The organism is Burkholderia sp. CpTa8-5 (genome assembly GCF_017815045.1).
GTDB lineage: Bacteria > Pseudomonadota > Gammaproteobacteria > Burkholderiales > Burkholderiaceae > Burkholderia > Burkholderia sola.
The window spans coordinates 1-13,679 of the sequence record NZ_JAGIQD010000017.1; the positions used below are offsets into that span (position 1 = coordinate 1).

At 68.1% G+C, this 13,679-nt stretch carries 11 protein-coding genes; 5 read left to right on the forward strand and 6 right to left on the reverse strand.

Translation table 11 applies throughout. The features are described 5' to 3' along the window. Positions 1-242 precede the first annotated feature (242 nt). A complete protein-coding gene (locus J8I35_RS23400; RefSeq protein WP_209927133.1) occupies positions 243-1,238 on the forward strand; it encodes a sulfonate ABC transporter substrate-binding protein in 996 nt (331 codons plus the stop codon). 4 nt (positions 1,239-1,242) lie between these two features. Here the strand turns inward: J8I35_RS23400 and J8I35_RS23405 are convergent, their stop codons facing one another. Then, positions 1,243-1,827 carry a putative glycolipid-binding domain-containing protein gene (locus J8I35_RS23405; protein ID WP_124554062.1) on the reverse strand — a complete coding sequence of 195 codons (585 nt, stop codon included), beginning with the start codon at positions 1,825-1,827 and terminating at the stop codon, positions 1,243-1,245. Positions 1,828-2,034: 207 nt separating this feature from the next. On the opposite strand from J8I35_RS23405, the gene J8I35_RS23410 reads away from it, so the two are divergent. Next, complete coding sequence (locus tag J8I35_RS23410) at positions 2,035-2,943, forward strand: LysR family transcriptional regulator (protein ID WP_209927140.1); 909 nt, start codon at positions 2,035-2,037, stop codon at positions 2,941-2,943. A gap of 4 nt (positions 2,944-2,947) precedes the next feature. Here the strand turns inward: J8I35_RS23410 and potE are convergent, their stop codons facing one another. Together potE and J8I35_RS23420 are read right to left on the reverse strand one after the other, a co-directional pair. After that, entirely contained in the window at positions 2,948-4,333 is a 1,386-nt protein-coding gene (gene potE, locus J8I35_RS23415) for a putrescine-ornithine antiporter (protein ID WP_209927148.1), read from the reverse strand. Positions 4,334-4,411: 78 nt separating this feature from the next. Beyond that, on the reverse strand, positions 4,412-6,676 hold the full coding sequence (locus J8I35_RS23420; RefSeq protein ID WP_209927322.1) for an Orn/Lys/Arg decarboxylase N-terminal domain-containing protein: 2,265 nt from the start codon (positions 6,674-6,676) through the stop codon (positions 4,412-4,414). Positions 6,677-7,218: 542 nt separating this feature from the next. On the opposite strand from J8I35_RS23420, the gene J8I35_RS23425 reads away from it, so the two are divergent. Further along, entirely contained in the window at positions 7,219-9,399 is a 2,181-nt protein-coding gene (locus J8I35_RS23425) for an ornithine decarboxylase (RefSeq protein WP_209927154.1), read from the forward strand. A gap of 59 nt (positions 9,400-9,458) precedes the next feature. Continuing rightward, the gene (locus J8I35_RS23430; protein WP_209927160.1) at positions 9,459-9,980 is read left to right on the forward strand and encodes a hypothetical protein; all 522 of its coding nucleotides are present in this window, start codon (positions 9,459-9,461) and stop codon (positions 9,978-9,980) included. A 37-nt stretch (positions 9,981-10,017) separates the two neighbouring features. Here J8I35_RS23430 and J8I35_RS23435 read toward each other — a convergent pair whose 3' ends face one another. The 3 genes from J8I35_RS23435 to J8I35_RS23445 form a co-directional block, all read right to left on the reverse strand. Then, positions 10,018-11,175: an iron-containing alcohol dehydrogenase gene (locus tag J8I35_RS23435; RefSeq protein WP_209927165.1), complete on the reverse strand. Its 1,158-nt coding sequence runs from the start codon at positions 11,173-11,175 to the stop codon at positions 10,018-10,020. Next, positions 11,172-11,507, reverse strand: a complete 336-nt coding sequence (locus J8I35_RS23440) for a putative quinol monooxygenase (RefSeq protein WP_089489735.1) — start codon at positions 11,505-11,507, stop codon at positions 11,172-11,174. Before J8I35_RS23440 ends, J8I35_RS23435 begins: the two co-directional genes overlap by 4 nt. 240 nt (positions 11,508-11,747) lie before the next feature. Next, entirely contained in the window at positions 11,748-12,467 is a 720-nt protein-coding gene (locus tag J8I35_RS23445; RefSeq protein ID WP_209927171.1) for an SDR family oxidoreductase, read from the reverse strand. 134 nt (positions 12,468-12,601) lie between these two features. Between J8I35_RS23445 and J8I35_RS23450 the strand changes: the two genes are divergently transcribed. After that, a complete protein-coding gene (locus J8I35_RS23450; RefSeq protein ID WP_209927324.1) occupies positions 12,602-13,579 on the forward strand; it encodes a LysR family transcriptional regulator in 978 nt (325 codons plus the stop codon). Positions 13,580-13,679: the final 100 nt, after the last annotated feature.

The window sequence follows — 13,679 nt, forward strand, 5'->3', positions numbered from 1 at the left end:
GCAGTGCAAGGAGTAAGGAGCGCCGTTTGGCCGTGCCAAACAAGCGACGCACGACGCCGCAATGTGGGCGGAAAGGCACGTTCCCCTGTTTGGAAAAATTCATTCGCGGGGCTGGCCCCCAGAAGGGCCGATCGCCGCGTCATGCTCCTCGCGAATACGTCGAGTATTCGCTTCGTCGCAATCCTCGCGCTCGGCCCTTCTGGGGGCCAGCGCAAACCCGTTATTAGCGTGAACACGCCCTAATGAACGACACACCGCACGCAGACCTTGAAACGACCCCGGCGAACCCGCGCCGCCGCCAGTGGCTGCATGGCGCGGCCGCCGGACTGGCCGGGCTCGCGCTCGGCCCGCTCGCGGCCGTGCCCGCCCGCGCGGCCGCCGACAGCGGCACGCGGCTGCGCGTCGGCTTCCAGAAATACGGCAACTTCGTCGTGCTCAAGGCGCGCGGCACGCTCGAGAAGCGTCTCGAGAGCCAGGGCGTCACCGTGCAATGGCTCGAATTCCCGGCCGGCCCGCAACTGCTCGAAGGGCTGAACGCCGGCGCGATCGACGTCGGCACGGTCGGCGAAACCCCGCCGATCTTCGCGCAGGCCGGCGGCGTCGAGTTCGTCTACATCGGCAACGAGCCGCCCGCGCCGCAGGGCGAGGCGATCGTCGTGCTGCCCGATTCGCCGATCCGCACCGTCGCGCAACTGCGCGGCAAGAAGGTCGCGTTCAACAAGGGTTCGAACGTCCACTACCTGCTGGTGAAGGCGCTCGAACATGCGGGCCTCACCTATGCCGACATCCAGCCGATCTACCTGACGCCCGCCGACGCGCGCGCCGCGTTCGTGCAGCGCAGCGTCGATGCATGGGTGATCTGGGATCCGTACCTGGCCGCCGCCGAACGACAGCTCGGCGCGCGCGTGGTCGCGAACGGCGAAGGGCTCGTGCGCAACACGCAGTACTACCTCGCGGCGCGCAAGTACGCGGCCGCACACCCGCAGGTGCTGCGCGCGCTGCTCGACGAAGTCGACGCGGTCGATCGCTGGGCGCGCGATCACGTGCCGGAGGTCGCCGCGCAATTGTCGCCGCTCGTCGGCCTCGACGCGCCGACGCTCGAAGTCGCGCTCAAGCGTGCCGGCTACGGCGTGCAGCCGATCACCGACGCGACGGTCGCGTACCAGCAGAGCATTGCCGACGCGTTCAGTACGCTGAAGCTGATTCCGGGCAAGCTGTCGGTCGCCAGCGCGCGCTGACGCGTCACGACGCAGCCACTCCGCCGATGCGCCGCCATTCGTCGTAGTCGGTGACGAGGCCCGCATCGTCGATCCCGATATCGGCCGCATACGTACCGCTCTCGTAGCGGTACACGTACGGCGCCGTGCGCGTATAGCGCTGCTCGCCGCGCACGATGGCGAGATCCGGGAAACGCAGCCACGCGGTGCGAATCTCCGCCGACTCGCCGACGGCGAGCGCCAGCCGGCGAATCGGCAGCGTATTGGTCGACGGACTGAAGCCGAGATCGATATCGGTCGCGCCCGCGAGCGCCGGCGCAGCGATACCGTCGATCGTCCACTGCCCCGCGTCGCACGCGATGTCCCATTGCCGGGGCGGCGCGGTGCCGGTCCAATGCGTCACGCGCGCCGAGCGCGTGAGCCAGTCGGCGCCGCATGCGACCGCGTAGTCGATACGAAACGGCGTGCCGTCGATCGCGCCCGCCACCGCACCCGCCAGCGCGTTGCCCGTTGGCGACTCGTCGAGCCGGCACCATTCGGCCGCCTGCCACGTCTGCACGATCTGCCATGCGACGCAATGCGTCCGTCGCGCTTCGTTCCGTTGCGTCATGTCGCGTCTCCTGTCGGCCGTGTGAAAGCACGCCGATTTTCGCGCACGGCGCGGACGAACGCACGCGGCTTTGGCGGCACCGTAAGCGCACCGGCCGATAGTCAGTATCGGCCCGACGCACACCATCGCGTCGACGCCGCTTTGGTACCATCCGTCGATCGGTAAAAATCGAACCGGAAGACATCGGAAAACACGAGGCGCGACTTCATGGATCTGTTGGCGACGATGCGCATCTACGTGAGAGTCGTGGAGCGCGGCACGATGTCCGGCGCGGCGCGGGATCTCGACATGGGCCAACCGGCCGTCAGCGAACGCATCGAGAAACTCGAAAAGCATCTCGGCACGCGGCTGCTGATGCGCAGTGCGCGCACGCTCGCGTGCACGGAAGAAGGCCGCCTCTTCTACGAACGCAGCAAGGCGCTGCTCGAAGCGGCCGAACTGGCCGTGGCGTCGGTGTCGAAGACGGACAACGCGCTCGACGGCACGATCCGGCTCGCGGCGCCGCAGTGTTTCGGCGAGGTCGTGCTGCCGGCCGTGCTGATGCAGATCCGCACCGCGTATCCGAAGCTGCACATCGACCTGGTGCTGAACGACGAGATCGTCGATCCCGTCACCGAGGGGGTCGACATTTCGATCCGGGCCGGCCAGCTCCGCGACGGCGGCTTCGTCGCCTACGCGCTCGGCGCGGTCGGCCGCGTGCTCGTCGCCGCGCCGTCGTATCTCGAGCGGCACGGCCCGCTCGACACGAAGGACGATCTCGCGAACCATCCGTTCATCCGGGTGAAAGGCGTGTTCGCGAACGAGCAGGTGCCGCTGCGGCGCGACGGCGGTGCCGTCGAATACGCGCGCATCCGCACGGTCATGACCGCGAGCCACTGGCGCCCGATGTTCGACACGATCGCGGCGGGCGGCGGTATCGGCGTGGTCCAGCACCCGGCTTGCGCCGACGCGCTCGCGCGCGGCCGGCTCGTTCGCCTGCTGCCGCACTACGACGTGCCCGACTTCGCGCTCAATGTGCTAGTGCACGCGCAGCGGCCGCTGCCGCCGCGCGTGCGGGCCGTCGTCGATCTGTTGAAACGCACCCTGCCGCCGCTGCTGACGACGCCCGACCGCTAGGGCTTCACGCCTGCAGCGACTTCCCCGGCTCCTTCACGTGCGCGTCGACTTCCATCTGGTAGAAGCGCGCGCTGACGAAGCCGAACAGCGTCCAGCCGAGGAACACGCACAGGCCGCCGAGCATCAGCGCCTGCTCGCCCGAACTGTAGAGCGCGTAGAAGCTGTACGCGGTTGCGACCATCGCGACCGCGTTCGTCACCAGCGCCTTGCCCGGCGGCACCTTCGCAACCTTCTGGATCGTGATCAGCGCGGCCATCGACATCACGTAGGGCACGAGGTTCGTGACGACCGCGAGATCGACGATCTTCTGGAACTGGCTGCTCAGCTCCGGGCTGATCGTCATCAGCGCCAGCGCGACCTGCGCGACCAGCAGGATCACCATGCCGACGATCGGCGTGCCCGTGCGCGTCGCGCGGGCGAACACCGGCAGGAAATAGCCGACGTCCGCCGAGCTCTTGAACACCTGCGCGACCGTGAACTGCCAGCCGAGCAGCGAGCCGATGCACGCGATCACCATCAGCGCGGTGACGATCGTGCCGACGGTCGGCGTGAACATCGTCGCGAACGCGAGGCCGAACGGCGCGTTCGACGCCGCGAGGATCGCGTTGGGCACGATCCCGGCGATCACGTTGGTCGACACGATATAGAAGATCGCCGACGCGATCGTGCCGCCGAGCACGGCGATCGGCACGTTGCGCTCCGGATTCTCGACGGCGTCCGCGTTCGCGCACGCCGATTCGAGCCCGAGGAACGCCCACAGCGTCACCGCGATCGAGCCGCCGACGGCCGGCCCGAACGGCAGGTTGTGCGGATTCCACGCGGCGCCCCAGGTCGCGCCGCTGAACCAGAACCAGCCGATCAGCGATACGACGACGACCGGAATGATCACGCCCCACACCGTCACCGCGCCGATCCGGCCGGTGATGCGCGAGCCGCCGAAGTTCGCGACCGTCGTCAGCACGAGCAGGAAGATCGTCCACAGGCCCGTCTGCAGCGGCGACAGCGTCGCGTCGAACAGCACGGTGCCGTAGCCGACCGCCGTGACGCCGATCGCGACGTTGGCGATCACGAGCGACAGCCCGTACGTGTAGTTCGCCATGTAGTTGCCGGCCTTGCCGAACGCGTATTCCGCGTAGCCGCCCATCCCGCCCGGCTTGCGGCTCAGCATCCCGCAGCGCGCGAACGCGTAGGCCAGCGCGAGCGAGCCGCCGGCCGTGACGATCCACGACAGCAGCGAGATCGTGCCGACCTGCGCGAGCTTCGCCGGCAGCAGGATGATGCCGGAGCCCATCATGTTGACCGCGGTGAGGATGGTGAGCTGCCAGACGTTCATCCGGCTCTTCGGCGCGGCCGCCGGGGCCGCGTCGGCCAGGTGCGCTGCGTTGTCCATGGTGTTCGATCCTTCGATGTGAGGCCGCCGCGCGGCCGGTCGCCCGTTCGCCCGGTCAGGCTTCGGGGCTTCGGGGCTTCAGGCCGTCAGGCAGTACACGCGATACGTGCCGTCCTCGACTTCCACGCCGTGCGTGTCGTGCGCGAAGCCCGGAAAACGCCGGTCGTATGCTTCGAGCGCCTTCAGGTAGCCGAGCACCGGGCCGCCGGCCGGCCCCGCGTTCTCGCCCGGCATCAACAGCGGAATGCCCGGCGGATACGGCACGACGCCGGTCGCCACCGTGCGCCCGGCCAGTTCGTCGAGCGTGACCTGCTCGACGCGGCCCTGCACGAGATGCTCGTACGCGCGCACCGGGCTCATCTCCGGCTTCGGCAGGATCGAGAACGCCTCCGACATCAGGCGCGTCGTGCCGAGCTGCTCCATCGCCGCGAACATCGTGTCGGCCAGATCCTTCAGCCCCATGCCCGCATAGCGCGCACCATGCTCCTGAGCGAGCGACGGAATCGCCATGTCGAGGGGCAGGTTCGCGTCGTAGTCGCGCTTGAAATCGCACAGCGCGCTGACGAGCGAGCCCCACTTGCCCTTCGTGATGCCGATCGAGAACAGGAACAGGATCGTGAAATCGGTCGTCTTCTCGACGACGATCCCGCGCGCATCGAGATACGCGGTGACGACGCTCGCCGGGATGCCGACCGGCATCAGGCCGCCGGCCGGCGCCACGCCCGGCGTGACGATCGACACCTTGATCGGGTCGAGCATGCAGTAGCCGTCCTCGATATTGCCGAAGCCGTGCCATTGCGCGCCGGGGCGCAGCACCCAGCACGCCGGGTCGGTCGCGAGCAGCTCGGGCGGCGCTTCGTGGAACGGCAGCGTGCGGCCCGTGCGCGCCTCGAGCACGGTGTCGGGCTGCCAGCATTCGAAGAACCAGTCGCCCTTCGCGCCGAATTCGCCGTTCATCCGCGCGATCATCTGCCGGAACGCGACGGCCTCCTCGATCGATTCGCGCGTCAGCGCGGCGCCGCCGGGGCCGTCCATCATCGCGGCCGCGACGTCGTTCGACGCGATGATCGCGTAGTTCGGCGACGTCGATGCATGCATCATGAACGTTTCGTTGAACTGACCATGCGGAATCGGGCTGCGGCCGTCGCGCACGTGGATGTACGACGCCTGCGACAACGCGGTCAGCAGCTTGTGCGTCGACTGCGTCGCGAATACCGTCGGCCGGTCCTTGTGGTGGTCGCGCGGGTCGCCGTGCATCGCATGGCGGTCGCGGTAGATCGGATTGAAACGCGCGTAGCCGTACCACGCTTCGTCGAAGTGCAGCCGGTCGACGCTCGCGCCGAGCAGTTCCTCGACGCGCGTCACGTTGTAGCAGAGGCCGTCGTACGTCGAGTTCGTCACGATCGCATGCTTCGGCTGGCGGTCGGCGAGCCCCGCCGCGAGCGGGTTCGACGCGATCGCCTCGCGGACGGCCGCTTGCGTGAGGCGCTCCGATGCGATCGGCCCGATGATCCCGTAGCGGTTGCGCGTCGGCACGAGGTAGGTCGGAATCGCGCCCGACATCGTCATCGCATGCTCGGCCGACTTGTGGCAGTTGCGGTCGCACAGCGCGATCTGGTCGCGGCTCACGCTCGCCATCAGGATGATGCGGTTCGACGTCGACGAGCCGTTCGTCACGTGATACGTGCGATGCGCGCCGAACACGCGCGCCGCATAGCGTTCGCTTTCGCCGATCGGGCCCGAGTGATCGAGCAGCGAACCGAGTTCGCCCACCGAGATCGACAGGTCCGAGCGGAACAGCGATTCGCCGAAGTATTCGAAGAACGCGCGGCCGACCGGCGATTTCAGGAAGCCGGTGCCGCCCGTGTGGCCCGGCGTATGCCACGAGTATTCGTAGACGCGCGAGAACTTCGCGAGCGCGCCGAACATCGGCGGCAGCACGGTCGAGCGATAGCGTTCGATCGCCGCGTGGATGCGCCCGCCGATGAAGTCGGCCGTATCCTCGAGCAGCCACACGAAATCGTCGACCTTGCCCATCACCGCGGCCGGCACCGTCGACGCGACGCTGCGGTCGGCCAGCAGGAAGATCGGCACGTTGGCATTGCGATGCCGGATCGCATCGACCACGGCCTCGGGCGGCCCGGGGCCGTCCACGCCGAGATCCCAGTCGAGCAGCACGCACTGGATCGACGGATCGGAGCGGATCAGCACGATGGCATCGTCGGCGGACGTCGCCGTCAACACGTCGATACCGCGTTGCGCGAGCTCCGCGCTCAGCGTGCGCACCGCACGCCCGGTTGCCGTTTCCTGCGCGATCTCGTCGTCGACGAGTAACGCACGCATGCCGAGACGACGCATGCCGCCAGTGGAAGTGTTCACGTTGTTGCCCTCGCTGTTGCGTTGCTTCGATTGGTATCGTTCGTCTCACGAGCACGCGGACGGCAGGTCACGGGCAGCGGCATGAGACGCTCGCCATTCCGGCTTGATTCGCCATCCAGTTCGGAGCCGACTATGCCATGAACGCCTTACGATGAAAAGCCAACGGTTCGGCGAAATCATCGGCGCCTTTCCAATCGGATTTCATCATTGGATCATTTTTATATGCGCCGCAGCACGCCAATTCCCGATCAATTGATCAGGCTCAGCCGTCAATGACATTGACGACTCCGGTCGATTGAATTCACGTGCCTTTGTTGTTACGATCGGCGGCGCCGGACACTGTCCGATCACGGCTGTGCCGCGCTGCTCAATGCTTCTCGGTGCAGTCCGCATTCGGCGTTCGGCGTTCGCGGGAATGTTTCAATCGGCTGCAGCGCGTGTCGTATCGACATCACGCACCAGCGCGAATGCGGCACCCGTTTCAGGTCATTTACCGGAGAGTTCGCGTGAGCCTGTTGAAAATCGCAGTCGAGCCGGCGCTGATCGGCGCCTTTCTCACCACGCACGAACAGGTCGACGTATTCCAGACCGATTTCACGAACATCGCGGCCATCGTCGTCGGCATCGAGGCCGCGGAAAAGGTGCTGAAAACCGTCGAGCGAACCGGTTTCGCGATTCCGTTCTTCGTCGCGGTCGAGCCCGATCAGGAAGTGCCGCCGTCGGTCCTGCCGAGCGCGAGCGGCGTGATCCCGCTCCGGCACGGCGGCCGCCACTACCACGGCCGGCAGATTTCCGCCGCCGCCGACCTCTACAGCGAGAACCTGCTGCCGCCGTTCTTCAAGGTCATGCGCGACTACGTGCAGCGCGGCTACGTCGAATTCGACTGCCCGGGCCATCAGGGCGGCCAGTTCTTCTCGAACCATCCGCTCGGCCGGATGTTCTTCGATTTCTTCGGCGAGACGCTGTTTCGCTCGGATCTCTGCAACGCGGACGTCCGGCTCGGCGATCTGCTGATTCACGAAGGGCCCGCGCTGGAAGCCCAGCGCAATGCCGCGCGCATCTACAACGCGGATAAAACTTATTTTGTGCTGAACGGCACGTCGACGTCGAACAAGGTCGTCACGAGCGCGCTGCTCGCGCCCGGCGATCTCGTGCTGTTCGACCGCAACAACCACAAGTCGGTGCACCTCGGCGCGCTCGTCCTGTCCGGCGCGCGGCCGGTCTACCTCGAGACCGCGCGCAACGCGTGGGGCCTCATCGGCGGCGTCGACAGCGCGGCGCTCGGCGAAGCGCGCATTCGCGACGCGATCCGCGACGTCGCGCCCGAGCGCGCCGACCTGCCGCGCCCGTTCCGGCTCGCGGTGATCCAGCTCGGCACCTACGACGGCACGATCTACAACGCGCGCGAAATCGTCGACCGGATCGGGCATCTGTGCGACTACATCCTGTTCGATTCGGCGTGGGTCGGCTACGAGCAGTTCATTCCGATGATGCAGGACTGCTCGCCGCTGATGCTGACGCTCGGGCCCGACGATCCCGGCATCTTCGTCACGCAGTCGGTGCACAAGCAGCAGGCCGGCTTCTCGCAGACGTCGCAGATCCACAAGAAGGACAGCCACATCGAAGGGCAGAAGCGCTTCTGCGATCACCGGCGCTTCAACAACGCGTACATGATCCACGCGTCGACGAGCCCGTTCTACCCGATGTTCGCGGCGCTCGACGTCAACGCGCAGATGCATGCGGGCCCGGCCGGCAGGCGCCTGTGGCGCGACTGCGTCGCACACGGCGTCGATGCGCGCAAGCTGCTGCTGAAAACCTGCCGCCAGATTCGCCCGTTCGTTCCGCAGCAGATCGACGGCCGCCCGTGGGCCGACTACCCGACCGAGCAGATCGTCGACGACCTGCGCTTCTTCCGCTTCCATCCGGCCGACAGGTGGCACGGCTTCGAAGGCTATGCGGACGACCAGTATTTCGTCGATCCGTGCAAGCTGCTGCTGACGACGCCCGGCATCGATCGCGACACGCACGAATACGCGCCGTTCGGCGCGCCGGCGCCGATCCTCGCGCGCTACCTGCGCGAGCACGGCGTCGTGCCCGAGAAAGCCGACTTGTATACGATCCTGTTCCTGCTCACGCCGTCGGAGAGTGCCGGCAAGCTGCAGCATCTGGTCGCGCACCTCGCGCAGTTCGAGCGCCATCTCGACCAGGACACGCCGCTGCGCGAAGCGATTCCGTCGCTGTGCGAAGCGTATCCGGAGCTGTACGGCACGATGCGCCTGCGGCAGCTGTGCCAGCGCATGCACGATTTCTACCGCAGCCACGACATGAAGCATCTGCAGAAACAGATGTTCCGGCGCGCGCAGTTCCCGAAGCAGGCGATGCTGCCGCAGGCCGCGAATACCGAGCTGATCCGCAACAACGTCGAACTCGTCACGCTCGAGCGCATCGAAGGCCGGATCGCGACCGAAGGCGCGCTGCCCTATCCGCCCGGCATCTTCTGCGTGGTGCCCGGCGAAGCGTGGGGCGGCCCGGCGCTCGACTACTTCCGTGCGCTCGAAGCCGGGATCAATGCGTTGCCGGGCTTCGAGCCGGAAATCCAGGGCGTGTACCTGCAGACGAAGCCGGACGGCACGAAGCAGGCGTCGGCGTACGTGGTCGCGGCCGGCGCCGACGCGTCGCGGGCCTGATCGCGATCGGTGCGCGACTCGCACGGCGCTTGCGCGCCACGTGTATCATCGCCGCCATCATGCCCATCCGACCGCTTCGTCCGCTCCTGATCGCCCCGGCGCTCGCCGTCTCCATCGCCGCGCATGCGCAGCAGGTCGGCGTGGTCGCCGACGGCGTCTACTACACGCCGAATACGCATCTCGCGGCAGGCACATCGCTGCAAGTGCTGCCCGACGACGACAAGGGCGTCGCGCGCTGCTGCGCGACGGTCACCGGCCGCGCCGGCAAGCCCGGCAACCAGATTCTCGACAGCCTGCACGACGACCGCACGATCGCCGCGTACGCGCTGTCGCTGCCGAAGTCGGTGCCGGCGGACACGCGCGGCTTCGGCGTCGTCGGCGCCGCGCATTTCGTGCGCCAGGGCGCACACCCGGAAGCCGTGCTCGACGGTGGCTTGCAACTCGCGTTCTCGACCTGCACGTCGGTCGAAAGCACGCATTACCTCGGGCGCAAGGTCGGCGCCAACACGTTGCTCGTGCACCTGTATCAGTACTTCGACGGCGAATTCGAGCCGACCTGCAAGGATCGCGACCTGAAATAACGGAACCCGGCCGGCGGGCGGCATCGCGCCCGCCGCGTCACCACGCGTGCCGGTAGATCGCCAGCGCGTCGGCCTCGGTCACCTCGCGCGGATTGTTCACGAGCAGACGCGTCTGCAACATCGCGTCCGACGCCATCCTCGGCAAGTCGTCCTCGCCGATACCGACGTCGCGCAGCGTGCGCGGAATGCCCGTCGCGACGATCAGCCGGTCGATCTCGGCGATCAGCGCATGCGTTTTCGCTTCGTCGCTGCCCGTGGCCGAAGGCGCGACGATGGCCGCCAGTTCCGCGTAAAGCGGCGCGGCCGCCGGCGCATTGAAGCGCAGCACGTGCGGCAGCACCAACGCATTCGACAACCCGTGCGGCACGTGGAAGATCCCGCCGACCGGATAAGCCAGCGCGTGCACGGCCGCGACCGGCGCATTCGCGAACGCCTGCCCCGCGAACATCGCGCCGACCAGCATCGCTTCGCGCGCGTGCCGGTTCTGCCCGTCGTCGCATGCGGCCAGCAGGTTGCGCGACAGCAGCGTCAGCGCGTGCGTCGCCAGCATGTCGGATACCGGATTCTTCAGCCGCGCGGAAGTGTACGCCTCGATCGCATGCACCATCGCGTCGATGCCGGTGGCGGCCGTCGCCGCGCGCGGCAGGCCGAGCGTGAGTTCCGCGTCGAGGATCGCGACGTCCGCGAACAGGTGCGGCGACACGACGCCCATCTTGCGCGCCTCCCCGACCGTGACGATCGACACGGCCGTGACCTCGGAGCCGGTGCCGGCCGTGGTCGGCATCTGCACGAGCGGCAGCCTCGCGCTCGCGACCTTGTCGACGCCGTACATGTCGGCCAGCGCCTGCTGCCCCGGCGCGAGCACCGCGATCAGCTTCGCGACGTCCATCGACGAGCCGCCGCCCAGGCCGAGCACGATCTCGGCATCGGCCGCGACGGCTCGCGCGGTTGCTTCGAGCACCACGTGCTCGGGCGGATCGGCGATCACGTCGTCGATCACGGCGACCTGCCAGCCGTGCGCGGCGAGGCTCTCCAGCGCGGGCGCGAGCACGCCGCTGCGGTGCAGGAACGCATCGGTGACGACGCACAGGCGTGCGAGCGCCGGAAAGCGTTCGCGCAACAGCGCGCCGAGCCGGCGCGCGGCGCCGAATTCGACGATCTGCGTCGGAACGGTGCGGAATTGAAACGGGTTCATTGGGCGCCTCCCGGGGGCGTCGCCGTGCCGGTGTCCGGCTGCACCATGTAGCGGATCACGTCGCGACGCTCGAGCAACGGCATGATCGCGCCGACACCGATCCGCTGGAAATGCGGCGTTTCCCGATGCACGTCGAGGCCGTCGGCCTCGCTGTAACGCTCGAGGATCACGATGTGGTCGGGGTTCTCCGGGGACCGGAAGTACGCGTAGTCGAGGTTTTTCGGCTCGGTGCGCGTGGCCGGCGCGAGTTCGGCCAGCAGCTCGACCACGCGGTCGCCGTTGCCGGGTTTCGCGAAGAAATGCGCGATGACCTGCAGATAGGGTTCGTTCATGCTGCGCTCCATGTTGGACACAAGCCCGTCGCGACGGGAGCGCCCCCCATCCGCCACGAACCGGATGAATTCAAACGCGATGAGGCGGCACCGTATCGCTGACGCGTCGTCGCATTGTATTGAATCGGCACGGCCTGCGCTGTGCCGCGACCGGGCCGCCAACGGCAGGCCGAATCGCGCCGCACGTTCACGGCGAGCCGGAACCTGGCCGGCCGCCGCGCGCTTGCGCCACCGCCCCGGCTACCACGGCACCGTCCGCCCCAGATAGTCGAGATACTCGAGCCCGGGCCGCGCCCGCTTCGCCAGCAGCACGTCGACGAGGCTCGGCACGCTTTCGTCGATGGTCAGGCGTGCGTCGGGGCCGCCGAGTTCGGTGCGGACCCAGCCGGGCGCCATCAGCGCCAGCGCGCGGCGCGTATCGGCCTGACGCGCCGCGAAGCTGCGCATGAACTGGTTCAGCGCGGCCTTGCTGCCGCGATACACCTCGCGCATCCCGCTGACGTTGTTCGCGACGCTGCCCTGCCCCGACGACATCGCGCCGATCAGCCCGTCGTCGGTCACGAGATCCTGCAGCGTCTCGATCGCGCGCATCGGCGCCAGCGCATTCGTGATCATCACGCGCACGAATTCGTCGGTCGTCACTTCGCCGATCGTTTCGTTCGGATCGTTGGTCGTGCCCGCATTCACGAACAGCATGTCGAAGCGCCGGCCGGACAGGCGCTCGCGTAGCGCGGCCAGTTGCGCGGGCTCGCAGATGTCGAGCGTGCCGATCTCGAGCCGGCCGTCGAACCGGTCGGCCAGGTCGTGCAGCTTGGTGCGCCCCGATCCTTCGCGCACGGTGCCCGTCACGTTCCAGCCCTTGTTCAGGAATGCTTCCGCCATCGCCAGCCCGAGGCCGCGCGACGCCGCGACGAGGAGGATCTCGGAGGTATTTCGTCGATTCGATTCAGTCGATTGCATGATTTTTCGCCTTTGCCGTGTTTCGTCATGCGCCCACTATAGGCGCGCACCACACCAGGCGCCAGACGCACCGGATGCAACCCATCATTGCATCGAACGCCATGTCAAACCTCCCAGTGGCGTATCCTGTCCGCATGGAAGACATCGACCTGAACCTCGTCACCGCGCTCGACGTGCTGCTGTCGGAGAGCAGCGTGACCGGCGCCGCACGCCGGCTGGGCCTGAGCACGTCCGCGATGAGCCGCACGCTCACGCGGCTGCGCCTCGCCACCGGCGATCAATTGCTCGTGCGCGCCGGGCGCAAGCTCGTGCCGACGCCTCATGCCGCCGCGCTGCGCGACCGTGTCCATGCGGTCGCGCGCGACGCGCGCGCCGTGCTCCGGCCGGCGACGGCCGACGTCGATCTTGCAACGCTCACGGCTACGTTCACCGTTCGCGCGGCCGCATCGTTCATGGAAATGCTGGCCGGCCCGGTCGTCGCCGCACTGGCCGACGTCGCACCGCACGTACGGATCCGCTTCGTCCCGAAGCTCGACCGCGATCCGCAGGCGCTGCGCGACGGCACCGTCGACCTCGAGATCGGCAAGCGCGGCGACGACGCGCCCGAGCTGCATACGCGCATGCTCTTTCACGACTGGCACGTCGCGGTGGCGCGCGCCGGGCATCCGCTGTTCGCGTCGGCCCGGATCACGGCCGCGCGCTATGCCGCCTGCCGCCACGTGATGGCAGCCCAGCTCGGCGATTTCGGCGGGCCGGCCGACGACTCGACCGGCCATGACGGCCCGGACCCTGCGGTGCACGTCGTCGTGCCGGGCTACCCCGACGCGATGCGTGTCGCGGCCAGCACCGACCTGGTCGCGCTGGTGCCGCGCTCGAGCCTCGGCAACGCGTGCTCGCCCGGGCTCATCGAAGCGCTCGGGCTGCGCAGCTTCGAGGTCCCGGTCCGCCTGCCGGCGATCCTCGTGTCGGCGCTGTGGCATCCGCGCATGCACGGCGACCCCGTCCATCGCCGTCTGCGCGACACGGTCATCGCCGTGTGCCAGCGCGCGTATCCGGATTCCCGTCCGCCACGCACGACGGCGCGCGGCAAGGGAGCCCGCGCGGCCGGCTGACGTCGGTTTGCGCGCGTGCTTGCCGGCCAGCCGCGCGGCCGGCAACGCACCGCCGGCGCCCCACTACCGCGGCCCGGCCGGGCGGCGCCGCCAGCCCCTT

Coding starts and splice junctions, on each gene's coding strand:
- J8I35_RS23445 (WP_209927171.1), bottom strand. CDS start 12,467: ATGCAATCGACTGAATCGAATCGACGAAATACCTCCGAGATCCTCCTC.
- J8I35_RS23420 (WP_209927322.1), bottom strand. CDS start 6,676: ATGCGTGCGTTACTCGTCGACGACGAGATCGCGCAGGAAACGGCAACC.
- J8I35_RS23430 (WP_209927160.1), top strand. CDS start 9,459: ATGCCCATCCGACCGCTTCGTCCGCTCCTGATCGCCCCGGCGCTCGCC.
- J8I35_RS23435 (WP_209927165.1), bottom strand. CDS start 11,175: ATGAACCCGTTTCAATTCCGCACCGTTCCGACGCAGATCGTCGAATTC.
- J8I35_RS23410 (WP_209927140.1), top strand. CDS start 2,035: ATGGATCTGTTGGCGACGATGCGCATCTACGTGAGAGTCGTGGAGCGC.
- potE (WP_209927148.1), bottom strand. CDS start 4,333: ATGGACAACGCAGCGCACCTGGCCGACGCGGCCCCGGCGGCCGCGCCG.
- J8I35_RS23400 (WP_209927133.1), top strand. CDS start 243: ATGAACGACACACCGCACGCAGACCTTGAAACGACCCCGGCGAACCCG.
- J8I35_RS23405 (WP_124554062.1), bottom strand. CDS start 1,827: ATGACGCAACGGAACGAAGCGCGACGGACGCATTGCGTCGCATGGCAG.
- J8I35_RS23450 (WP_209927324.1), top strand. CDS start 12,602: ATGGAAGACATCGACCTGAACCTCGTCACCGCGCTCGACGTGCTGCTG.
- J8I35_RS23440 (WP_089489735.1), bottom strand. CDS start 11,507: ATGAACGAACCCTATCTGCAGGTCATCGCGCATTTCTTCGCGAAACCC.